General features: G+C 73.1%; 26 protein-coding genes. 19 read left to right on the top strand and 7 right to left on the bottom strand.

What is annotated here, in order from left to right; genetic code table 11:
- The first annotated feature begins 217 nt into the window (after window positions 1–217).
- Genes hisD through hisF form a run of 8 tightly spaced genes read left to right on the top strand, consistent with a single transcriptional unit; the run spans window position 218 to window position 5,915 of the window.
- Window positions 218–1,543, top strand: coding sequence for a histidinol dehydrogenase (gene hisD / locus ACIRQ9_RS24630; RefSeq protein ID WP_404177305.1), 1,326 nt, complete (start codon window positions 218–220; stop codon window positions 1,541–1,543).
- Entirely contained in the window at window positions 1,540–2,646 is a 1,107-nt protein-coding gene (locus tag ACIRQ9_RS24625) for a histidinol-phosphate transaminase (RefSeq protein ID WP_404177302.1), read from the top strand. The genes hisD and ACIRQ9_RS24625 overlap by 4 nt, the downstream gene beginning before the upstream one ends.
- Window positions 2,643–3,236: an imidazoleglycerol-phosphate dehydratase HisB gene (gene hisB, locus ACIRQ9_RS24620; RefSeq protein ID WP_351325112.1), complete on the top strand. Its 594-nt coding sequence runs from the start codon at window positions 2,643–2,645 to the stop codon at window positions 3,234–3,236. Before ACIRQ9_RS24625 ends, hisB begins: the two co-directional genes overlap by 4 nt.
- Window positions 3,237–3,240: 4 nt before the next feature.
- The gene (locus ACIRQ9_RS24615) at window positions 3,241–3,405 is read left to right on the top strand and encodes a hypothetical protein (protein ID WP_351325110.1); all 165 of its coding nucleotides are present in this window, start codon (window positions 3,241–3,243) and stop codon (window positions 3,403–3,405) included.
- Window positions 3,396–4,046 (top strand): imidazole glycerol phosphate synthase subunit HisH, encoded by a 651-nt coding sequence (gene hisH, locus ACIRQ9_RS24610; RefSeq protein ID WP_404177297.1) that lies wholly within the window; start codon window positions 3,396–3,398, stop codon window positions 4,044–4,046. The genes ACIRQ9_RS24615 and hisH overlap by 10 nt, the downstream gene beginning before the upstream one ends.
- Complete coding sequence (gene priA, locus ACIRQ9_RS24605; protein WP_404177294.1) at window positions 4,043–4,768, top strand: bifunctional 1-(5-phosphoribosyl)-5-((5-phosphoribosylamino)methylideneamino)imidazole-4-carboxamide isomerase/phosphoribosylanthranilate isomerase PriA; 726 nt, start codon at window positions 4,043–4,045, stop codon at window positions 4,766–4,768. The genes hisH and priA overlap by 4 nt, the downstream gene beginning before the upstream one ends.
- Window positions 4,765–5,163, top strand: a complete 399-nt coding sequence (locus ACIRQ9_RS24600; protein ID WP_404177291.1) for a RidA family protein — start codon at window positions 4,765–4,767, stop codon at window positions 5,161–5,163. Before priA ends, ACIRQ9_RS24600 begins: the two co-directional genes overlap by 4 nt.
- On the top strand, window positions 5,160–5,915 hold the full coding sequence (gene hisF / locus ACIRQ9_RS24595; protein WP_404177288.1) for an imidazole glycerol phosphate synthase subunit HisF: 756 nt from the start codon (window positions 5,160–5,162) through the stop codon (window positions 5,913–5,915). Before ACIRQ9_RS24600 ends, hisF begins: the two co-directional genes overlap by 4 nt.
- Window positions 5,916–5,946: 31 nt before the next feature.
- On the opposite strand, the gene ACIRQ9_RS24590 is transcribed toward hisF, so the two are convergent.
- Both ACIRQ9_RS24590 and ACIRQ9_RS24585 read right to left on the bottom strand, forming a co-directional pair.
- Entirely contained in the window at window positions 5,947–6,345 is a 399-nt protein-coding gene (locus ACIRQ9_RS24590; RefSeq protein WP_404177285.1) for a VOC family protein, read from the bottom strand.
- Between the two features lie 10 nt (window positions 6,346–6,355).
- Window positions 6,356–6,991 carry a TIGR03085 family metal-binding protein gene (locus ACIRQ9_RS24585; RefSeq protein ID WP_404177282.1) on the bottom strand — a complete coding sequence of 212 codons (636 nt, stop codon included), beginning with the start codon at window positions 6,989–6,991 and terminating at the stop codon, window positions 6,356–6,358.
- A gap of 82 nt (window positions 6,992–7,073) precedes the next feature.
- Here ACIRQ9_RS24585 and hisI point away from each other — a divergent pair, with 82 nt between their 5' ends.
- The 11 genes from hisI (at window position 7,074) to lgt (ending at window position 16,029) form a co-directional block, all read left to right on the top strand.
- A complete protein-coding gene (gene hisI, locus ACIRQ9_RS24580; protein WP_404177279.1) occupies window positions 7,074–7,478 on the top strand; it encodes a phosphoribosyl-AMP cyclohydrolase in 405 nt (134 codons plus the stop codon).
- An 11-nt stretch (window positions 7,479–7,489) separates the two neighbouring features.
- The gene (locus tag ACIRQ9_RS24575; protein WP_404177276.1) at window positions 7,490–8,977 is read left to right on the top strand and encodes an anthranilate synthase component I; all 1,488 of its coding nucleotides are present in this window, start codon (window positions 7,490–7,492) and stop codon (window positions 8,975–8,977) included.
- Between the two features lie 51 nt (window positions 8,978–9,028).
- Window positions 9,029–9,673, top strand: coding sequence for a TIGR02234 family membrane protein (locus ACIRQ9_RS24570; protein ID WP_404177273.1), 645 nt, complete (start codon window positions 9,029–9,031; stop codon window positions 9,671–9,673).
- A 160-nt stretch (window positions 9,674–9,833) separates the two neighbouring features.
- Window positions 9,834–10,091 carry an HGxxPAAW family protein gene (locus ACIRQ9_RS24565; RefSeq protein ID WP_404177270.1) on the top strand — a complete coding sequence of 86 codons (258 nt, stop codon included), beginning with the start codon at window positions 9,834–9,836 and terminating at the stop codon, window positions 10,089–10,091.
- 79 nt (window positions 10,092–10,170) lie between these two features.
- Window positions 10,171–10,617, top strand: coding sequence for a DUF2752 domain-containing protein (locus tag ACIRQ9_RS24560; protein ID WP_404177267.1), 447 nt, complete (start codon window positions 10,171–10,173; stop codon window positions 10,615–10,617).
- Between the two features lie 155 nt (window positions 10,618–10,772).
- Complete coding sequence (gene trpC / locus ACIRQ9_RS24555) at window positions 10,773–11,582, top strand: indole-3-glycerol phosphate synthase TrpC (RefSeq protein WP_404177264.1); 810 nt, start codon at window positions 10,773–10,775, stop codon at window positions 11,580–11,582.
- A 21-nt stretch (window positions 11,583–11,603) separates the two neighbouring features.
- The gene (trpM, locus tag ACIRQ9_RS24550) at window positions 11,604–11,771 is read left to right on the top strand and encodes a tryptophan biosynthesis modulator TrpM (RefSeq protein WP_189947481.1); all 168 of its coding nucleotides are present in this window, start codon (window positions 11,604–11,606) and stop codon (window positions 11,769–11,771) included.
- Between the two features lie 134 nt (window positions 11,772–11,905).
- Complete coding sequence (trpB, locus tag ACIRQ9_RS24545) at window positions 11,906–13,189, top strand: tryptophan synthase subunit beta (protein WP_404177260.1); 1,284 nt, start codon at window positions 11,906–11,908, stop codon at window positions 13,187–13,189.
- Window positions 13,186–14,004 carry a tryptophan synthase subunit alpha gene (trpA, locus tag ACIRQ9_RS24540; protein WP_404177257.1) on the top strand — a complete coding sequence of 273 codons (819 nt, stop codon included), beginning with the start codon at window positions 13,186–13,188 and terminating at the stop codon, window positions 14,002–14,004. The genes trpB and trpA overlap by 4 nt, the downstream gene beginning before the upstream one ends.
- Before the next feature lie 87 nt (window positions 14,005–14,091).
- A complete protein-coding gene (locus tag ACIRQ9_RS24535; protein ID WP_404177254.1) occupies window positions 14,092–14,868 on the top strand; it encodes a DsbA family protein in 777 nt (258 codons plus the stop codon).
- An 84-nt stretch (window positions 14,869–14,952) separates the two neighbouring features.
- Complete coding sequence (lgt, locus tag ACIRQ9_RS24530; protein ID WP_404177251.1) at window positions 14,953–16,029, top strand: prolipoprotein diacylglyceryl transferase; 1,077 nt, start codon at window positions 14,953–14,955, stop codon at window positions 16,027–16,029.
- 70 nt (window positions 16,030–16,099) lie between these two features.
- On the opposite strand, the gene ACIRQ9_RS24525 is transcribed toward lgt, so the two are convergent.
- Genes ACIRQ9_RS24525 through ACIRQ9_RS24505 form a run of 5 tightly spaced genes read right to left on the bottom strand, consistent with a single transcriptional unit; the run spans window position 16,100 to window position 21,573 of the window.
- Window positions 16,100–16,921, bottom strand: coding sequence for an HpcH/HpaI aldolase/citrate lyase family protein (locus ACIRQ9_RS24525; RefSeq protein WP_404177248.1), 822 nt, complete (start codon window positions 16,919–16,921; stop codon window positions 16,100–16,102).
- Entirely contained in the window at window positions 16,918–18,120 is a 1,203-nt protein-coding gene (locus tag ACIRQ9_RS24520; RefSeq protein WP_404177245.1) for a CaiB/BaiF CoA transferase family protein, read from the bottom strand. The genes ACIRQ9_RS24525 and ACIRQ9_RS24520 overlap by 4 nt, the downstream gene beginning before the upstream one ends.
- On the bottom strand, window positions 18,117–19,010 hold the full coding sequence (gene rbsK / locus ACIRQ9_RS24515; RefSeq protein ID WP_404177242.1) for a ribokinase: 894 nt from the start codon (window positions 19,008–19,010) through the stop codon (window positions 18,117–18,119). Before rbsK ends, ACIRQ9_RS24520 begins: the two co-directional genes overlap by 4 nt.
- Window positions 19,007–20,410 (bottom strand): ADP-ribosylglycohydrolase family protein, encoded by a 1,404-nt coding sequence (locus ACIRQ9_RS24510; protein WP_404177239.1) that lies wholly within the window; start codon window positions 20,408–20,410, stop codon window positions 19,007–19,009. The genes rbsK and ACIRQ9_RS24510 overlap by 4 nt, the downstream gene beginning before the upstream one ends.
- A complete protein-coding gene (locus tag ACIRQ9_RS24505) occupies window positions 20,398–21,573 on the bottom strand; it encodes an ADP-ribosylglycohydrolase family protein (RefSeq protein ID WP_404177237.1) in 1,176 nt (391 codons plus the stop codon). Before ACIRQ9_RS24505 ends, ACIRQ9_RS24510 begins: the two co-directional genes overlap by 13 nt.

Below are 21,573 nucleotides of genomic sequence, written 5' to 3'. Positions count from 1 at the left end.
GGACCCCCTCGGTCACGGTGTTTCCTTCTTCCTCGGCTACTCGTCGGTCAGGTCCTCGCCCAGCGGTGATGCCCGGTCCGTCACCCGTCGAACACAACACGTGAAGGTGATCTTCCGGGTTCCGGCCAGGCTAGGCAGCGGCCCACCGGTCCACGTTCTGTATCAGCCATTGATACGCGCGGACGGGCCCGGAGTGCCGTCTGAGAGAATTGAGCATGTGATCTCCCGAATCGACCTGCGCGGCGACGCCCTCCCCGAGGGCCCCGCCCTGCGCGACCTGCTGCCCCGAGCCGACTTCGACGTCTCGGCCGCCCTGGAGAAGGTGCGTCCGATCTGCGAGGCCGTGCATCATCGGGGCGACGCGGCGCTGATCGACTTCGCCGAGAAGTTCGACGGGGTCGCCCTGAAGCAGGTGCGGGTCCCGGCCGAGGCCCTGGCCAAGGCGCTGGAGGAGCTGGACCCGGCCGTGCGCGCGGCCCTGGAGGAGTCGATCCGCCGCGCCCGCCTCGTCCACCGCGAGCAGCGCCGGACCGCCAGCACCACGCAGGTCGTGCCCGGCGGCTCGGTCACCGAGAAGTGGGTGCCGGTGGACCGGGTCGGGCTCTACGCGCCCGGCGGCCGGTCGGTCTACCCGTCCTCCGTGATCATGAACGCGGTGCCCGCCCAGGAGGCCGGCGTCCCGTCCGTCGCGCTCGCCTCCCCGGCCCAGGCCGAGTTCGGCGGCCTGCCGCACCCGACGATCCTCGCCGCCTGCGCCCTGCTCGGCGTCGACGAGGTCTACGCGGCCGGCGGCGCCACCGCCGTCGCCATGTTCGCGTACGGCACCGAGTCCTGCCCGGCCGCCACCATGGTCACCGGCCCCGGCAACATCTGGGTCGCCGCCGCCAAGCGCTACTTCACCGGCCGGATCGGCATCGACGCCGAGGCCGGCCCCACCGAGATCGCGGTCCTCGCGGACGCGACGGCCGACCCGGTGCACGTCGCCGCCGACCTGATCAGCCAGGCCGAGCACGACCCGCTGGCCGCGGCCGTCCTGGTCACCGACTCCGCAGAGCTCGCGGACGCGGTGGCCAGGGAGCTGGAACCGCAGGTCGCGGCCACCAAGCACATCGAGGACCGCATCGTTCCCGCGCTGAAGGGACGGCAGTCCGCGATCGTCCTGGTCGACGGCGTCGAGGAGGGCCTGCGCGTCGTCGACGCGTACGGCGCCGAGCACCTGGAGATCCAGACCGCGGACGCCGCCGCGGTGGCCGACCGGGTCCGCAACGCCGGCGCGATCTTCGTGGGTCCCTGGGCGCCGGTCTCCCTCGGCGACTACGCGGCCGGGTCCAACCACGTGCTGCCCACCGGCGGCTGCGCCTGCCACTCCTCCGGGCTGTCCGTGCAGTCCTTCTTGCGCGGCATCCACATCGTGGACTACACCGAGGACGCGCTGGCCGACGTCGCGCACCACGTGGTCACGCTGGCGGAGGCGGAGGACCTGCCGGCGCACGGCGCGGCGGTCAAGGCGAGGTTCGGCTGGAAGGTACCCGAGGGCAAGTGACAGGCATCGACGATCTCCCCGTCCGGGACGAGCTGCGCGGCAAGTCCCCCTACGGCGCGCCCCAGCTGGACGTCGCCGTCCGGCTGAACACCAACGAGAACCCCTACCCGCTGCCCGAGCCGCTGGTCGAGCGGATCGCCGAGCGGGTGCGCGAGGCCGCCCGTGACCTGAACCGCTATCCCGACCGGGACGCGGTCCGGCTCCGCACCGAACTGGCCCGCTACCTGACCAGGACCGGGCACCACCCGCTCGGCGTCGAGAACGTCTGGGCGGCCAACGGCTCCAACGAGGTCATCCAGCAGCTGCTGCAGACCTTCGGCGGCCCCGGCCGCAGCGCGATCGGCTTCGAGCCGTCGTACTCGATGCACTCGCTGATCGCGCGCGGTACCGGCACCGGCTGGATCGCCGGTCCGCGCCGGGCCGACTTCACCCTCGACGCCGAGGCCGCGGGCCGCGCGATCGCCGAGCACCGGCCCGAGGTCGTGTTCATCACGACCCCCAACAACCCCACCGGCAACGCGGTGCCCGCCGAGACGGTCCTCGCGCTGTACGACGCGGCCCAGGCGGCCCGGCCGTCCATGGTCGTCGTGGACGAGGCCTACGTCGAGTTCAGCCACGGCGCCTCGCTGCTGCCGCTGCTCGAAGGTCGGCCGAATCTCGTCGTCTCCCGGACCATGTCGAAGGCCTTCGGCGCGGCCGGTCTGCGCCTCGGCTACCTGGCCGCCCACCCCGCGGTGGTCGACGCCGTACAGCTCGTACGGCTGCCGTACCACCTCTCGTCGGTCACCCAGGCCACCGCGCTGGCCGCCCTGGAGCACACCGACACGCTGCTCGGGTACGTCGAGCAGCTGAAGACCGAACGGGACCGGCTGGTCGCCGAGATGCGGGCGCTGGGCCTGGAGGTCACCGAGTCGGACGCCAACTTCGTGCAGTTCGGGCGGTTCGAGGACCCGCACGGAGTGTGGCGCAGGATCCTCGACCGGGGAGTCCTGGTCCGGGACAACGGCGTGCCCGGCTTCCTGCGGGTGTCCGCCGGAACCCCCGAGGAGAACGACGCGTTTCTCGACGCGGTACGTGAAGTCAAGAAGGAGCTGGACGCATGACCCGCGTAGGGCGCGTGGAGCGCACCACCAAGGAGACCTCGGTCCTGGTCGAGATCGACCTCGACGGCACCGGGAAGACCGACATCGCCACCGGCGTCGGCTTCTACGACCACATGCTCGACCAGCTCGGCCGGCACGGTCTGTTCGACCTCACCGTGAAGACCGACGGCGATCTGCACATCGACTCGCACCACACCATCGAGGACACCGCCCTCGCCCTCGGCGCCGCCTTCAAGCAGGCGCTCGGCGACAAGGTCGGCATCTACCGCTTCGGCAACTGCACGGTCCCGCTGGACGAGTCCCTCGCCCAGGTCACGGTGGACCTGTCCGGCCGCCCGTACCTCGTGCACACGGAGCCGGAGCGCATGGCGCCGATGATCGGCGAGTACGACACCACCATGACCCGGCACATCCTGGAGTCCTTCGTGGCCCAGGCCCAGGTCGCACTCCACGTGCACGTCCCCTACGGACGCAACGCGCACCACATCGTGGAATGCCAGTTCAAGGCGCTCGCCAGGGCGCTGCGTTACGCCTCCGAGCGCGACCCGCGCGCGGCCGGCATCCTCCCCTCCACGAAGGGCGCGCTGTAAAGCCATGACCGGCCTGTCCACCGTACTGATCGTCGTCGGCCTCTTCCTGGTCGGCGGAATCATCTCCTTCGTCAAGCAGAAGATGCCCACCAGCCTGATCGTGCTGCTCTCGATCGGCGCCGCGATGTGCCTGGTGGCGGGCGTCGTGAGGCTGGAGGTGTGGAATTGAGCGGATCCGCCAGGAAGGTCGTCGTCTTCGACTACGGCTTCGGCAACGTCCGGTCCGCCGAACGCGCCCTCGCCCGTGCCGGCGCCGACGTCGAGATCACCCGTGACTTCGACCGGGCGATGAACGCCGACGGGCTGCTGGTGCCCGGCGTCGGCGCCTTCGCCGCCTGCATGCGGGGCCTGCGCGACGCCCGCGGCGACTGGATCATCGACCGCCGGCTGTCCGGCGGACGCCCGGTCATGGGCATCTGCGTCGGCATGCAGATCCTGTTCGCGCGCGGCATCGAGCACGGCGTGGAGACCGAGGGCCTGGACGAGTGGCCCGGCTCGGTCGAGCCGCTGAAGGCCGAGGTCGTGCCCCACATGGGCTGGAACACCGTGGACGCGCCGGCCGGCTCCGAGCTGTTCGCGGGCCTGGACGCCGACGCCCGCTTCTACTTCGTGCACTCCTACGCCGTCCAGGACTGGTCGCTGGAGACGCACAACCCCTCGCTGCGGGCCCCGCTCGTGACCTGGTCGACGCACGGCGAGCCGTTCGTGGCCGCCGTGGAGAACGGCGCCCTGTGGGCCACCCAGTTCCACCCCGAGAAGTCCGGCGACGCCGGCGCCCAGCTCCTCACCAACTGGATCGGAACACTGTGAGCACGCTCGAACTCCTCCCCGCCGTCGACGTCCGCGACGGCCAGGCCGTCCGCCTCGTGCACGGCGAGTCGGGAACCGAGACCTCCTACGGCTCCCCGCTGGAGGCCGCCCTCGCCTGGCAGCGGTCGGGCGCCGCATGGCTGCACCTGGTCGACCTGGACGCCGCCTTCGGCACCGGCGACAACCGCGAGCTGATCGCCGAGGTCGCCCGTGCGATGGACATCAAGGTCGAGCTGTCCGGCGGGATCCGGGACGACGCCTCGCTGGCGGCCGCCCTGGCCACCGGCTGCCGCCGGGTGAACCTCGGCACGGCCGCCCTGGAGACCCCGGAGTGGGTCGCCAAGGTCATCGCCGAGCACGGCGACCGGATCGCGGTGGGTCTGGACGTCAAGGGCACGACGCTGCGCGGCCGCGGCTGGACCCGCGACGGCGGCGACCTCTACGAGACGCTGGCCCGCCTGGACCGGGAGGGCTGCGCGCGCTACGTCGTCACCGACATCGCCAAGGACGGCACCCTGCAGGGCCCGAACCTGGAACTCCTGAGGAACGTCTGCGCGGCGACCGACCGGCCGGTGGTGGCCTCCGGCGGCGTGTCGTCCCTGGACGACCTCAGGGAACTGGCCGCACTGGTCCCCCTCGGCGTCGAGGGCGCCATCGTCGGCAAGGCCCTGTACGCCGAGGCGTTCACCCTGGAAGAAGCACTGGAGGCTGTGGCCCCGTGAGTGAGCTGCGACGAGTCGTGACAGGCGCGCCCTGGGAGGAGGCCTTCGGGTACTCCCGCGCCGTGGAGCTGCCCAACGGCCTGGTGCTGGTCTCCGGCTGCACCTCGACAGTGGACGGCGAGATCGCCGGCGGCGGTCCCTACGAGCAGACGGTCAACGCCTTCAACGTCGCCTTCGAGGCGCTGGCCCGGCTGGGCCTCGGCCGTGACGACGTGGTGCGGACCCGGATGTACGTCACCCACGCACGGGACGTCGAGGACGTCGGGCGCGCCCACAAGGAGCTGTTCGACGCCGTCCGGCCCGCCGCGTCCATGATCATCGTGTCCGGCTTCGTCGACCCCAGCCTGGTCGTCGAGGTCGAGGTGGAGGCCTACCGGCGGGAGGCGACGCCGTGACCCTGGCGGTCCGAGTCATCCCCTGCCTGGACGTGGACGGCGGCCGGGTCGTCAAGGGCGTCAACTTCCGGAACCTGCGCGACGCGGGCGACCCCGTCGAGATGGCCAAGGTGTACGACGCCGAGGGCGCCGACGAGCTGACCTTCCTGGACATCACCGCGTCCTCCGGCGACCGGGAGACCACCTACGACGTGGTCCGCCGCACCGCCGAGCAGGTCTTCATCCCGCTGACCGTCGGCGGCGGCGTGCGCACCGCCGAGGACGTCGACAAGCTGCTGCGGGCGGGCGCCGACAAGGTCGGCGTCAACACGGCGGCCATCGCCCGCCCGGAGCTGATCCGGGAGATCGCCGAGCGCTTCGGCCGGCAGGTCCTGGTGCTGTCCGTGGACGCCCGCCGCACGCCCGGCGGCACCTTCGAGGTCACCACCCACGGCGGCCGTCGCGGCACCGGCATCGACGCGGTCGAGTGGGCGCACCGGGCCGCCGAACTGGGCGCCGGCGAGATCCTGCTGAACTCGATGGACGCCGACGGCACCAAGGACGGCTACGACCTGGAGATGATCACCGCGGTGCGCGCGCACGTCACCGTCCCGGTCATCGCCTCCGGCGGCGCCGGCCGGCTGGACGACTTCGCCCCGGCCGTGGGAGCGGGCGCGGACGCCGTCCTCGCCGCCTCCGTCTTCCACTTCGGCGACCTGCGCATCGGCGAGGTGAAGCAGGCCCTGCGCGGTGCCGGACACCCCGTCCGCTGACCCGCGCGGGGCGGTCCGGCCGGGGGAGCCGTCAGTCCTTCGGCTGGGCCAGCTGGATCAGGTTGCCGACCGTGTCGTCGAGGACCGCCGCGATCACCGGGCCCTGCTCCTGCGGCTCGTGCGCGAACCGGACGCCGAGGGCGCGCAGCCGGTCGTACTCCGCCAGGACGTCCTCGACCGAGAAGACGATGGCCGGCAGGCCCGCCTCGTACACGGCCTTGCGGTACGGCTCCGCGATGGGGCCCTGGCCGGGCTCCAGCAGCAGCTGCAGGTCCGGCTGGGCGCCGCCGGGCGCGCCGACCGTGATGAACAGGACGCCTCCGCCGAGGTCCAGCCGGGTGCGGGTCTCGAAACCGAGGACGTCGGTGTAGAAGGCGTGCGCCTTGACGACGTCCTCGACGTAGACGCTGGTCATCGCGACCTTGATCACCGCAGGCTCCTCAGATGCCCAGCTGCTTGGAGTCGTGGAGGGTGGCGATCGCGGTCTCGTCGCCGTCCACCGCCACCTTCGCCGCGTTCTGCCGGCCGAAGGCGAACATCAGCAGCTCGGAGGGGTCTCCGGTCACCGTCACCACCGGGGTGCCGCGGTGCGCGACGGCCGTCTGCCCGTCCGGACGGCGCAGCACCAGGCCCGTCGGCACGCCCCTGCCCAGCAGCCGGGCGGTGCGCTCCAGCCGGGACCACAGGGCGTCCTGGAAGACCGGGTCCAGCTCGCGCGGCGCCCAGTCCGGCTGGGCCCGGCGCACGTCCTCGGTGTGGACGTAGAACTCCACCGTGTTAGCCGCCTCGTCCACCTGCTTGAGCTGGAAGGGGGAGAACCGCGGCGGGCCGGTACGGATCAGCTGGATCAGCTCCTCGTACGGCTTCGCGGCGAACTCGGCCGTCACCCTCTCCAGGCGGGGCGCGAGCTGCTTGAGCAGCGCGCCGCCGGCCGCGTCGGGCCGGCGCTCGCGCACCACCACGTGCGCGGCCAGATCGCGGGTCGCCCAGCCCTCGCACAGGGTCGGGGCCTCGGGACCGGCGGTCTCCAAGAGGTCGGCGAGCAGGAGCCGTTCACGCTTGGCGAAGGTCGACATGACGCCAGCCTAAGGCCCCGCGCACGGTCCGGACAGTGGACACGGGCCCTGGCGGCCGGTGCCGCGCGGCACAATGGCACCCATGACCAGTACGACCGGTACGCCCCCGTCCAGCAACCTCGCGCCGGAGATCGCCGCCCGCCTCAAGCGCAGCGTCGACGGCCTCCTGCCCGCCATCGCCCAGCAGTACGACACGGGCGAGGTACTGATGCTCGGCTGGATGGACGACGAGGCTTTGCACCGCACCCTGACCACCGGCCGCTGCACCTACTGGTCGCGCAGCCGCCAGGAGTACTGGGTCAAGGGCGACACCTCCGGCCACGTCCAGCGGGTCAGGTCCGTCGCCCTGGACTGCGACGCCGACACCCTGCTGGTCAAGGTCGACCAGGCGGGCGCCGCCTGCCACACCGGCGACCGCACCTGCTTCGACGCCGACGTGCTCCTCGCCGACGGCGTCGATTCCGGCGTCCCGGCGTCCGGTCGGTAAGGTCTGCCGCCATGGAACTGGAGACCTTCCGCAAGCTGGCGACCGACCGGCGCGTCATCCCGGTCACCCGCAAGCTCCTCGCCGACGGTGACACCCCGGTCGCGCTCTACCGCAAGCTCGCCGCCGAGCGCCCCGGCACCTTCCTGCTGGAGTCGGCCGAGAACGGCCGCACGGCGTACCAGTGGTCTCGCTACTCCTTCGTGGGCGTCCGCTCCGCGGCCACCCTCACCGCCCGCGACGGGCAGGCCCACTGGCTCGGCACCCCGCCGGTCGGCGTGCCCGTCGACGGCGACCCGCTGGCCGCCCTGCGCGCCACCATCGAGGCCCTGCACACCCCGCACACCGAGGACCTGCCGCCGTTCACCGGCGGGATGGTCGGCTACCTGGGCTACGACATCGTGCGCCGCCTGGAGAAGATCGGCCCCGGGGAGCGGGACGACCTCGGGCTGCCCGAGCTGACCATGCTGCTCACCAGCGACCTCGCGGTGATGGACCACTGGGAGGGCTCGGTCCTGCTGATCGCCAACGCGATCAACCACAACGACCTCGACACCGGCGTCGACGAGGCCTACCACGACGCGATCGCCCGCCTGGACGCCATGGAGGCCGACCTCTCCCGCCCGGTCGCCCAGCCCCCGGCCGCGCTGCCGCCCTCCGAGCTCCCCGAGTACACCGCCCTGTGGGGCGGCCCCGACTTCCAGGCCGCCGTCGAGGACGTCAAGGAGCGCATCCGCGCCGGCGAGGCCTTCCAGGTGGTCCCCTCGCAGCGCTTCGAGACGCCGTGCACCGCCGCCGCGCTGGACGTCTACCGGGTCCTGCGGGCCACCAACCCCTCGCCGTACATGTACCTGTTCCGCTTCGAGGGCTTCGACGTCGTCGGGTCCAGCCCGGAGGCCCTGGTCAAGGTCGAGGACGGCCAGGCCATGGTCCACCCCATCGCCGGCACCCGGCCGCGCGGGGCCACCCCGCGCGAGGACCAGGACCTCGCCGACGAACTGCTGGCCGACCCCAAGGAGCGCGCCGAGCACCTGATGCTGGTCGACCTCGGCCGCAACGACCTGGGCCGGGTCTGCGAACCGGGCTCCGTCGAGGTCGTCGACTTCATGTCCGTCGAGCGGTACTCGCACGTCATGCACATCGTCTCGACGGTCACCGGCAAGGTCGCCGAGGGCCGCACCGCCTTCGACGTCCTCACCGCCTGTTTCCCGGCCGGCACCCTCTCCGGCGCCCCCAAGCCCCGGGCGATGCAGATCATCGACGAACTGGAGCCCTCCAGAAGGGGGTTGTACGGCGGCTGCGTCGGCTACCTCGACTTCGCGGGCGACTCCGACACCGCCATCGCCATCCGTACCGCGCTGCTGCGGGACGGCACCGCCTACGTCCAGGCGGGCGCCGGCATCGTCGCGGACTCCGACCCGGTCGCGGAGGACCAGGAGTGCCGCAACAAGGCCGCGGCGGTGCTGCGCGCGGTGCACACGGCCAACAGACTGGGCGACTAGGGCGCTTATCACCCAACCCCGGTTGACCGTTCGCCCTCGGTTCAAGCCATAGTGGAGTACGTGACTGCTGTTCCTCACCCCCGTTCCGAGGCCGCCGCGCACAGCGGGTCCGGCCGCCGCAGCCTCGCCGTGGCGCTGTTGTTCGGCGCGCTCGGCGCGGCCGTGGCCCTGTTGTCCAGCCGGCAGCGCTGGGCGGAGGGCACCGCGACGGTGGCCGGCGGCGCCTTCCCGCTGACCGCCAAGGGCAGCGACGTCACGGGCGTTCCCGCGGCCCTCGCCATAGTGGGCCTCGCCGCGCTCGTCGCCGTCTTCGCCGTCCGCAGGGCCGGCCGCTTCCTGGTCTCCGGGCTCCTCGCCCTGTCCGGCGCCGGCATCGTGGTCGCCGCCCTCGCGGGCGCCTCCGACGGCTCCGCCCTGGACGAGCGGGCCGCCGAGGCCAGCGGCGACACCTCCGCCACCGTCGCCGCCCTCAGCCACACCGGCTGGCCGTACGTCGCCGCGGCCGGCGGCGCGCTGATCCTGGTCGCCGGACTGCTGGCGCTGCGCTACGGCCGCCTGTGGCCCGCCATGTCCGGCCGCTACGAGCGCGGCACGGGCGCACAGCGGCCCCGCCGCGCGCCCAAGCCGGTGGACCCGGACCGTCCCGAGGACATCTGGAAGGCGCTCGACCGCGGCGAGGACCCGACCGGAGCCTGAGCCCGCGGGAGCCGCGGCCGATGTGGCGCATCAGACGCCACCCCCGCTCCCGGCACGCGTGCGCGTACGGGACAATGGAGCAAGAGAGTCCGCAACGGACCCGTACGAGCGCGGCCACGGACGGCACGTACGACACGCACCAGCTAACGAGGAGCAAGTCATGGCGGGCAGCAGCCACGGTCACACCCCGGCCGCGTGGACGGGCGTCACCATCGCCTTCATCGGTTTCTGCGTCTCGGGCGCCTTCATGGTGATGGCCCAGCCGGTGGGCTTCTGGGCCGGCATGGTGATCGTGGTCCTCGGCGGCGTGGTCGGCATGATCATGCGCGCCATGGGCCTCGGCATGCCGAAGCAGACCGCCCTCGTGACGCGCAGCGCCCCGACCGTCACCCGCGAGCCGGTCGCCGCCGAGAGCTGACCGGCGGAGTCTTCCTCCGAGGGGCGTCCCGATCCGTCGGGGCGCCCCTCGCGCGCGTGCGCCGACGGTAGGGGGCACAATGCGAGGCGTGAACGCCGACACCTCCAGCGCGGCCGCCCCGGCGCCGACCTCCCTGCGGGGACGCCTGGCCGTGCCCGCGGGGGTGATGGCCGCCGTCCTCGGGGCCTTCGCCTACGTCGGCACGGTCGACCCCAACCAGCCCGGCCACTACCCGGTCTGCCCCCTGTACCGGCTCACCGGTCTGTACTGCCCCGGCTGCGGCGGCCTGCGCGGCGCGCACGCGTTCGTCCACGGTGACCTCCTCGCCGCGCTGCGGGACAACGCCGCGGGCGTGGCCGCCTATCTGGCCTTCGCCGTGGTGTGGACCGTCTGGGTGGTGCGCGCGGCACGCGGCCGCTCCGTGCGGATCGAACTCCGGCCGGTGCCGATGTGGACGCTGGGCGCGCTGCTGCTGGTCTTCACCGTTGTCCGGAACCTGCCGTTCGCCGACTGGTTGCGTCCTTGATCGACCGGCGAACGTCCAGGTAGAGGGGGCCGCCGACGGCCGGATGCGAGGTCGGCGCCGTCCTGCGGATACCATCGGTATGACCATGGGTTTTGACCCGCAGGGGTTGCGACCCGCTCGGAAGAACCGCCCGGAACCGGAAGGGGACCGCTCGCGTGAGTGTGCTCGACGAGATCATCGACGGAGTCCGTGCCGACCTCGCGGAGCGGCAGGCGCGCGTCAGCCTCGACGAGCTCAAGGAACGCGCGGCGAAGGCGCCCGCCGCCAAGGACGGCGTGGCCGCGCTGCGCGGCGACGGCGTCAAGGTGATCTGCGAGGTCAAGCGCTCCAGCCCGTCCAAGGGCGCGCTGGCCGCGATCGCCGACCCGGCCGGGCTCGCCGCGGACTACGAGGCGGGCGGCGCGGCCGTCATCTCGGTCCTCACCGAGCAGCGCCGCTTCGGCGGCTCGCTGGCCGACCTGGAGGCGGTCCGGGCCCGCGTGGACATCCCGGTCCTGCGCAAGGACTTCATCGTCACGTCGTACCAGCTGTGGGAGGCCCGCGCGTACGGCGCCGACCTCGCGCTGCTGATCGTCGCGGCGCTCGACCAGCCGGCCCTGGAGTCGCTGATCGAGCGGGCGGTCTCCATCGGTCTCACCCCGATCGTCGAGGTGCACGACGAGGACGAGGTCGAGCGCGCGGTGGACGCGGGCGCCAAGGTGATCGGTGTCAACGCGCGCAACCTGAAGACCCTGGAGGTCGACCGCGGCACCTTCGAGCGGGTCGCCCCGGAGATCCCCGACACCGTCGTCAAGGTCGCCGAGTCCGGCGTCCGCGGCCCGCACGACCTGATCGCCTACGCCAACGCGGGCGCCGACGCGGTCCTGGTCGGCGAGTCCCTGGTGACCGGCCGCGACCCCAAGGCCGCGGTGGCCGACCTGGTGGCGGCGGGCGAGCACCCCGCGCTGCGCCACGGCAGGTCCTGACCACCCGCTAGGCTGACACCGATGACTCTCACCGTGACGACCGTGGACCGGTACGCCCGCCTCGCGCGCGGCTGCCGCCCCAGGGGCTGCCGAGCCCCGGCGAGGCGTGTCCACGGCCGCCGCGTGCGGTACGTCATCGGTGACGAACCGGGCCAGGTGAACGGCCGCCGATGGCAGCGCGCCCTTTAGGGGCGCGGGGCTGTACCCGATCCGCGGCTCGCGCCGCGCGTGCGCGATCAGCCGCCGACGGCCGTCCGTCGGCGGATCACCCCCCGCCCCACGGCGAACCGTGTCCTTCCACACACTCACCGTGAGGTCTCCGCATGCCCAGCGACTACTTCTTCCCTGACGCGGAAGGCCAGGTGCCCTCCCCGGAGGGCTACTTCGGCGCCTTCGGCGGCAAGTTCATCCCGGAGGCCCTCGTGGCCGCCGTGGACGAGGTCGCCGTCGAGTACGACAAGGCCAAGAGCGACCCCGAGTTCGCCCGTGAACTCGACGACCTGCTCGTCCACTACACCGGCCGCCCCAGCTCCCTGACCGAGGTCCCCCGCTTCGCGGAACACGCCGGCGGCGCCCGGATCTTCCTCAAGCGCGAGGACCTCAACCACACCGGCTCGCACAAGATCAACAACGTGCTCGGGCAGGCCCTGCTCACCCGGCGGATGGGCAAGACCCGGGTGATCGCCGAGACCGGCGCCGGCCAGCACGGCGTGGCGACGGCCACGGCCTGCGCCCTCTTCGGCCTCGACTGCACCATCTACATGGGCGAGGTCGACACCCGGCGCCAGGCCCTGAACGTGGCCCGCATGCGCATGCTCGGCGCCGAGGTCGTCGCCGTGCAGTCCGGCAGCCGCACCCTGAAGGACGCCATCAACGAGGCGTTCCGGGACTGGGTGGCCAACGTCGACCACACCCACTACCTGTTCGGCACGGTCGCCGGCCCGCACCCGTTCCCGGCCATGGTCCGCGACTTCCACCGGGTCATCGGCGTCGAGGCCCGCCGCCAGATCCTGGAGCGCGCCGGCCGCCTCCCCGACGCGGCGATCGCCTGCGTCGGCGGCGGCTCCAACGCCATCGGCCTCTTCCACGCGTTCATCCCCGACGCCGGTGTCCGCCTCGTCGGCTGCGAGCCCGCCGGCCACGGCATCGAGACCGGCGAGCACGCCGCCACCCTCACCGCGGGCGAGCCCGGCATCCTGCACGGCTCCCGGTCCTACGTCCTCCAGGACGACGAGGGCCAGATCACCGAGCCGTACTCGATCTCCGCGGGCCTGGACTACCCGGGCATCGGACCGGAGCACTCCTACCTCAAGGACTCCGGGCGCGGCGAGTACCGCGCGGTCACCGACGACGCGGCCATGCAGGCCCTGCGCCTGCTGTCCCGCACCGAGGGCATCATCCCGGCCATCGAGAGCGCCCACGCCCTGGCCGGCGCCCTGGAGGTCGGCAGGGAACTCGGCCCGGACGGGCTGATCGTCGTCAACCTGTCCGGCCGCGGCGACAAGGACATGGACACCGCCGCACGCTACTTCGGGCTGTACGACACGGACGCCGAGGTCGCGGCCGACGCCGCCGACACCGCCGAGATCGAGGGGGACGCCAAGTGAGCGGGAACATTCAGCTGCTGTCGGACACCCTCGCGGGCGCCAGGGCCGAGGGCCGGGCCGCGCTCATCGCCTACCTCCCGGCCGGGTTCCCGACCGTGGCCGGCGGCATCGAGGCGATCAAGGCCGTGCTCGACGGCGGCGCCGACGTCGTCGAGGTCGGGCTGCCGCACAGCGACCCGGTGCTGGACGGCCCGGTCATCCAGACCGCCGACGACGTCGCCCTGCGCGGCGGCGTCCGGATCGCGGACGTCATGCGCACGGTGCGAGAGGTCTCCGCGGCCACCGGCAAGCCGGTCCTCGTCATGACGTACTGGAATCCCGTCGACCGCTACGGCGTCGAACGGTTCACCGCCGAGCTGGCCGAGGCGGGCGGCGCGGGCTGCATCCTGCCCGACCTGCCCGTCCAGGAGTCCGCCCTGTGGCGGGAGCACGCCGAGAAGCACGGCCTGGCGACGGTCTTCGTCGTGGCGCCGAGCAGCAAGGACGAGCGGCTCGCGCAGATCACCGAGGCCGGCAGCGGCTTCGTCTACGCCGCGTCCCTGATGGGCGTCACCGGCACCCGCGCGTCGGTCGGCGCGCAGGCCCAGAACCTGGTGGAACGCACCCGCGCCACCGGCACCGGCCTGCCCGTCTGCGTCGGCCTCGGCGTCTCCGACGCGGCCCAGGCCGCCGAGGTCGCCGGCTTCGCCGACGGTGTGATCGTCGGCTCGGCCTTCGTGAAGCGGATGCTGGACGCGCCGGACGAGGCGGCCGGCATCTCGGCCGTGCGGGAACTCGCCGGTGACCTCGCGAAGGGCGTGCGCGGACAGGCGTAAACGCACACCACGCGCCATGCGGTCACCCGTACGGGTGGACCTGGGACCGGGGAGGCGCGGTGCGCCTCCCCGGTTCGTTCTGGTGGTGTGAGCGAGAAGAATCGAGACGGAAAGCGGACGGCCCGCGAGCGGCTGGCCGCCGACCGCGAGAAGCAGAAGGCCGCGGAGAAGCGGCGGCGCGCGCTGATCGTCGGCGCCAGCGTGGTCTGCGTGCTGGGCCTGGCCGCGGTGATCGGCGTGGTCGCGGCGAACGCGGGCAAGGACAAGGGCGGCGAGAGCTCGGGCCCGGTCGTGGCGCCCTCGGGCGCGCAGGGCAAGGACAGCCTCGCGGTCCCGGTCGGCAAGGACGGCGCCAAGGCCACGCTCACCGTCTGGGAGGACTTCCGCTGCCCCGCCTGCCAGGCCTTCGAGGCGGCGTACCGGCCGACGCTCCACGAGCTGACCGACGCCGGCAAGCTCCGGATCGAGTACCACCTGGTCACCCTCATCGACGGCAACCTCGGCGGCACCGGCTCCCGCAACGCCGCCAACGCCGCGGCCTGCGCCCAGGACGCGGGGAAGTTCCGCGACTTCCACGACGTGCTGTACGGGAACCAGCCGAAGGAGACCGACGACGCCTTCTCCAGCAACGACAAACTGATCGAGCTGGCCGGCAAGGTCGACGGGCTGGACACCCCGGCGTTCCGGAAATGCGTCAAGGACGGTACGCACAACGCCTGGGTCGTGAAGTCCAACGAGGCCTTCCAGGCGGCCAAGTTCGGCGGCACCCCGACCGTGCTGCTCGACGGCAGGAACATCTACCAGGACCAGACGATGACCCCGGCCAAGCTCACGCAGCTCGTGGAGGACGCCAACAAGGGGTGAGGGGCATTCTCACCTCCCTGTTATGGAGCCGTAGCCGGGCTGATTGCCGTCGGCCCGGTCCGGCACGGTAGCGTCGACCCTGCCATGGAATATCTTGCCTACATTCCCAGCCCTTCGCGCGGAGTGATCCACCTCGGTCCCATTCCGCTGCGCGGCTACGCCTTCTGCATCATCATCGGTGTCTTCGTAGCCGTCTGGCTCGGAAACAGGCGCTGGATCGCCCGGGGCGGGCGGGCCGGCACCGTGGCCGACATCGCGGTCTGGGCCGTCCCGTTCGGCCTGGTCGGCGGGCGTCTCTACCACGTGATCACGGACTACGAGCTGTACTTCAGCGAGGGCCGTGACTGGGTCGACGCCTTCAAGGTGTGGCAGGGCGGCCTCGGCATCTGGGGCGCGATCGCGCTCGGCGCGGTGGGCGCCTGGATCGGCTGCCGGCGCCGGGGCATCCCGCTGCCGGCCTACGCCGACGCCATCGCCCCCGGCATCGCCCTCGCGCAGGCGATCGGCCGCTGGGGCAACTGGTTCAACCAGGAGCTGTACGGCCGCGAGACCCATGTGCCGTGGGCCCTGCACATCACCTCGTCCGAGGGCGGCCGGGTGCCGGGCTACTACCACCCGACCTTCCTCTACGAGTCGCTGTGGTGCATCGGGGTCGCGTTCCTGGTCATCTGGGCCGACCGCCGCTTCAAGCTGGGGCACGGCCGGGCGTTCGCGCTGTACGTCGCCGCGTACTGCGTCGGCCGCGGCTGGATCGAGTACATGCGCGTCGACGACGCCCACCACTTCCTCGGTCTGCGGCTCAACGACTGGACCGCGATGCTGGTGTTCCTGCTCGCGGTGGTCTACTTCGTGGTGTCCACGAAGAAGCGGCCGGGCCGGGAAGCGGTGGTCGAGCCGGGCGCCGCCGAGGGGGCGGTCGAGGCGGACGCCGCCGCCGGCGAGTCCGGTGCGGGCGAGCCCGCCGAGGCCGGTGAGTCCGGTGAGTCCGATGACACCGCCGAGGCCGGGAAGGCCGAGAGGGCCGGGACGTCCGACCAGGCTGCGCAGGCCGAGTCCGCCGCGGCCGAGGGCGGGAAGCAGCCCGGAGCCGAGACCGAGGCCGAGGAAGACGCCGAGGAAGACGCCAAGGACGGGGCCGGGTCGGCGGCCAAGAAGAGCTGACCTGCCGCGACACGACGAAGAGGGCGCCCGGACCAACCGGGCGCCCTCTTCGCGTGCGAGCGGGCCGGGGTCAGCGGCGGTTCAGCAGGGACAGGGTCCTGCGCGCCGTCGCCACCACCGCGGCGTCGATGAAACTGCCGTCCGGGAGGGCCTGGGCGCCCGGCTCCGTGGTGGCCGCCTTGATGATCTTCTCGGCCTGTTCCAGTTCGGCATGGGTGGGGAGGTAGGCGCGTTCGATGATCGGGAGCTGACGGGGATGGATGGCGGCGCGTCCCAGGAACCCCATGGCGCGGCCACGGGCGCAGGAGGCGGCGAGGCCCTTGAGGTCGCGGGTGTCCGGGTGGACCGACTGGGGCGGCGGGGCGAGGCCCGCGGCCCGGGCGGCGACCACGATCCGCGACCGTGACCAGTCGAGGCCGGTGTCGTCGTACACCCCCAGGTCGGCCTGGAGATCGGCCTCCCCGAGCGAGACGCCCCGCAGGGCCGGGTGGGCGGTGGCGATGGCGTAGGCGTGCTCGATGCCGAGGGCCGACTCCAGGAGCGCGTAGAGCGGGAGCGCGGCGGTCCGGGCCGCGACCTGGTGGATGTCACCGGGTCCTGACACCTTGGGCAGGCGCAGACCGGCGAGGCCGGGCAGGCCCAGCAGGGACTGGAGGTCGGCCGCGGCCCAGGGGGTGTCCAGGCCGTTGATCCGGACGTGCACGGGGACCGGCTGGGGGTGGCCGAGGAGCTCCGCGGTGGCGGCGCGGCCCCAGTCCTTGCGGTCCGGGGCGACGGCGTCCTCCAGGTCGATCACCACCACGTCCGCCCCGCTGACCAGCGCCTTGGCGACCACGTGCGGCCGGTCGCCGGGAACGTACAGCCAGGTCAGCGGGAAGGCCGCGGGGGTCATACGGCGCCCTCGTCGCGCAGTGCGCGCAACTGGGCCGGGGTCAGTCCCAGCTCGGTCAGGACCTCGTCGGTGTCGGCACCGTGCGGACGGCCCGTCCAGCGGATCGCGCCGGGGGTCGCGGAGAGCCGGAAGAGGACGTTCTGCATGCGCAGCGGCCCCAGTTCGGGGTCGGGGACGGTGGTGACGGTGTCCAGCGCCAGGTACTGCGGGTCCTCCATCACGTCCCTGACGTCCTGGATGGGCGCCACCGCCGCCTCCGCCTTCTCGAACTCGGCCAGCACCTCGGCGCGCGAGCGGACGGCGATCCAGTCGCCGACGGCCGCGTCGAGGACGTCGGAGTGGGCCGCCCGGTCGGCGCCGGTCGCGAACCACGGCTGGTCGATCAGGTCCGGGCGTCCGACCAGCCGCATCACGCGTTCCGCGATCGACTGGGCCGAGGTGGAGACGGCGACCCAGGTGCCGTCCGCCGTGCGGTAGGTGTTGCGCGGGGCGTTGTTGGCCGAGCGGTTGCCGGTGCGCTCCTGGACGTAGCCGAGCTGGTCGTACCAGGTGGGCTGCGGCCCGAGGACGGTGAGGATCGGTTCGATGATCGCCATGTCGACGACCTGGCCCTCGCCGGTGCGGTCGCGGGCGGCCAGCGCGGTCAGCACCGCGTACGCGGTGGCCAGCGCCGCGATGGAGTCGGCCAGGCCGAACGGCGGGAGGGTGGGCGGGGCGTCCGGATCGCCGGTGATCGCCGCGAAGCCGCTCATCGCCTCGGCGAGGGTGCCGAATCCGGGGCGGTGGGCGTAGGGGCCGAACTGGCCGAAGGCGGTGACCCGGGTCAGGATCAGCCGGGGGTTCGCGGCGGAGAGCTCCTCCCAGCCGAGGTCCCATTTCTCCAGGGTGCCGGGCCGGAAGTTCTCCACGATCACGTCGGCGCCGGCGGCGAGCCGGAGCAGGGTGGCGCGGCCGCCCGGCTTGGACAGGTCCAGGGTGATGGTCCGCTTGTTGCGGCCGAGCAGCTTCCACCACAGGCCGACGCCCTGCTTGGCGGGGCCGTGCCCGCGCGAGGGGTCGGGTTTGGCGGGGTGCTCGACCTTGACGACCTCGGCGCCGAAGTCACCGAGCAGGGTCGCGGCGAGGGGACCGGCGAAGAGGGTGGCGAGGTCCAGGACGCGCAGGCCGGCGAGCGGCTGGGGCTGTGGTGTCGTAGTCATGCGGTGTACTGGGCCTCGATCTCCGGACGGTACGGCATGGATGTGGACGCCCCTTCCCGTTGCACGGCGAGCGCGGCCGCGGCCGCCGCCCAGGACAGGGCCTCCCGGATCGGTTTCTCCTCGGCCAGGGCGACCGCGAGGGCGCCGACGAAGGTGTCGCCCGCGCCCGTGGAGTCGACGGCGGTCACCCGGGGCGCCGGGATGACCAGGGGCGCGGCGTCACGGGTGAGGTAGAGGCTGCCGGCGGCGCCCAGGGTGACGACGACCCGGGGCACCAGGCCGAGCAGGGCCGCGGCCGCGTCGCGCGGGTCGGCACGGTCGGCGAGGGCCGAGGCCTCCCGTTCGTTGGCCACCAGCAGGTCGATGTTGTCGAGGAGTTCGGCGGGCAGCGTGCGGGTGGGGGAGGGGGTGAGGATGGTCCGGACGCCGTGTCTGCGGGCGGCCTCGGCACCGGCGACGACCGCGGGCAGCGGGATCTCCAGCTGGAGCAGGAGCGTGTCGGCGGAGGCGATCACCCCCTCGTCGCCGGGGGCGAGATGGTCGACGGTGCCGTTCGCGCCGGGGATCACCACGATCGCGTTGCCGCCCTCGTCGTCCACGACGATGTGCGCGGTGCCGGAGGGGCACTCGATCGTGCGCAGCGAGTCGGTGTCCACACCGGAGTGTTCGAGGGTCTCCCGCATCCGCACGCCGTAGGCGTCGTGGCCGACGGCGCCGATCATCGAGACGGTGGCGCCGGCCCGCGCGGCGGCGATCGCCTGGTTGGCGCCCTTGCCGCCGGGGACGGTGCGGAACTCCCGTCCGGTCACGGTCTCGCCGAGCTGCGGGGCCCTCTCGACGTACGCGACGAGGTCCATGTTCGTGCTGCCGAGTACGGCGATCTGGGTCATGGGCGGGTCGCCTCCAGGTGGGTGAGGTGGGCGAGGGTGTCGAAGTCGGTGCCGTCGAAGCCGCCGACGGAGGTGGCGAGCCGGTTCTTGAGCGGGGCCGTCCAGCGGTCGGGGAGGGCGCCGGGGTCGCCGGCGAGCAGTGCGGCGACGGAGCCGGCCGTCGCGCCGTTCGAGTCGGTGTCCCAGCCGCCGCTCACCGCACGGCAGACGGATCCGGTGAAGTCGCCGTCCGCGTGGGTGAGGGCGGCGGCGATCAGCGCGGTGTTGGGGACGGCGTGCACCCAGTGGTGGGTGGGGGAGTGGGTGCGGTGGAGTTCGTCCACGACCGTCTCGAAGTCCTCGTGGGTCCGGGCCAGCCGGATCGCCCGGTCGATCGCCCCGGCCAGGCGGGACCGGGGCGGGATCACCGCGCGGCCCGCGCGCAGGCAGGCGTGGACGTCGCGGGTGCCGCCGGCGGCGGCGATGACGGCCGCCGTGAACATCGCCGCGTAGACGCCGTTGGCCGTGTGGGTGAGGGCCGCGTCGCGATGGGCCTGTTCGGCCGCGGCGGCCGGGTCGCCGGGGTTGGTCCAGCCGTGCACGTCGGCCCGGATCAGGGCGCCGATCCACTCGCGGAAGGGGTTGCGGTGGCGGGCGGTGTGCGGGGGCTCGACGCCGGAGAGGAGGTTGCGGTAGGCGATGCGCTCGGCGGTGAAGGTGCGTCCTGCGGGGAGTTCGTCCAGCCACAGGGCGGCCACGTCGGAGGTGGTGAAGTCCCGGCCGTGGCGCCGGAGCAGGAGGAGGCCGAGGAGGGGGTAGTTGAGATCGTCGTCCTCGGGCATGCCGTCGATGTTCTCGGCGAGGGACGTGGCCGCCGAGCGGCGGTTCCAGGGATGCGCGGCGAGCAGGGCGGCGGGGACCCCGCGGGCGGTGAAGTAGTGGTTCAGGGGCCAGTTGCCGGTGGCGCGGGCGAGTTCGCGGATCGCGTGCAGCGGAAGCTTCTCGACGGGTTTGCCGAGCAGACACCCGACGGCCCGGCCGAGCCAGGCCGCCTGGTACGCGCGGGGGGTGGGGGCGCCTGCCCGCGCTCCGTCAGGGGCGCGGGGAACCGCGCGATCGGCCCCCGCCGGGGCACGGCCGTTCGACGGCCACTCCGGGCACAGCGCCCGGATCGCTTCGAGATCCGTCGGCTCGTCCAACCTGCTCGGCAGGTCCGCGAGTTCGTCGAGGAGGTCCTCCGCGAGGCGGCGAAGATAGCGGGACGCCCGGTCCGGCGAGGCTCCGGCCCGGTCCGGCGCGTCCGCCCCGCCCGCCGCCTTCCAGCGCGCCTCGACGGCGCCGGGCTCCCGGCCGTCCTGCCGGGCCTGGCGGATCTCGTGGCCCAGCAGGTCCTCCGGCTGGACCCAGGTCAGGCGGAGCAACTCGGGCCTCCGAGGCGGGCGAAGGACTCCTCGTGGGCGCGCCGGTGCGCCGTGTCGCGGGCGAAGATCTCCGCGGTCACGGCGGCGAGCGTGCGCGGCGGCCCCCACAGGTCCAGGCGGCTCGCCTCGGCGACCGGCTTCGACCACTCCTCGGGCACGGCGGAGCCCAGTGCTCCGGCGATCGCGCCCGCCATCGTCGCGATCGAGTCGCAGTCGCGGCCGTAGTTGACGGAACCGAGCACGGCGTGCCGGAAGTCGCCGCCGGCCACCAGCAACATGCCGAGGGCGACGGGGAGTTCCTCGATCGCGTGGAGGCGGGAGGGACGGCGGGCGCCGAGCGACGGGGAACGGTAGTCGGGGCCGACCGTGTCGTAGGGGGCGACCGCCTGCCGGAGGGGGGTGAGAGCGGACTCGAAGTCGCTGTGGCGCGCGGCCGCTTCGCAGACCGCCTCGATCGCCGCCCGCGTGCCGTCCTTCGCCAGCGACAGGCACGCGGTGACGACGGAGTCCGGTGTCGCCCCGGGCGTGGCGGCGGCCGCCACCGCCGCCGCGAAGACACCGGCCGCCTCCCTGCCGTACGAGGACTGGTGGGCGCCCGCGACGTCCAGCGCCTCGGCGTACGCGGCCCGCGGGTTCGCCGCGTTGACCAGGCCGACCGGGGCCATGTACATCGCCGCGCCGCAGTTGACGATGTTGCCGGTGCCGGCCTCGCGGGGATCGACGTGGCCGTAGTGCAGCCGGGCCGCCAGCCACTTCTCGGCGAGGAATACCCGGTGCAGCAGGATGGTCTCCGCCTCCAGCTCCGGGATCCAGCGGGGGCCGGTCATCAGGTCGGGGACCAGGTGGTCGGCGATCGCGTAGGCGTCTAGGTGGTCGCGGACGCGGTCGTACACCCGGACCAGGGCGTGGGTCATCAAGGTGTCGTCGGTGACGTGCCCGTCGCCCTTGTGGTACGGGGCGATGGGGCGGGCGGTGCGCCAGGCGTCGCCGTTCCAGGGGCCGACGATGCCGTGGACGCGGCCGCCGTGGCGCTCCAGGATCTGGTCCGGGGAGTAGCCCTCGACGGGACCGCCGAGGGCGTCGCCGACGGCCGCCCCGACGAGGGCTCCGGTGATCCGTTCGTCCAGCGAAGCTCCGGTGCTTTGTTGTGTTTTGGGCGTCAT

Source organism: Streptomyces sp. NPDC101237 (assembly GCF_044767465.1).
In the GTDB taxonomy this organism is placed as follows: Bacteria; Actinomycetota; Actinomycetes; order Streptomycetales; family Streptomycetaceae; genus Streptomyces; species Streptomyces gramineus.
Note: the sequence above shows the minus strand (reverse complement) of the source record. Positions and strands in the feature narration are given on the sequence as shown.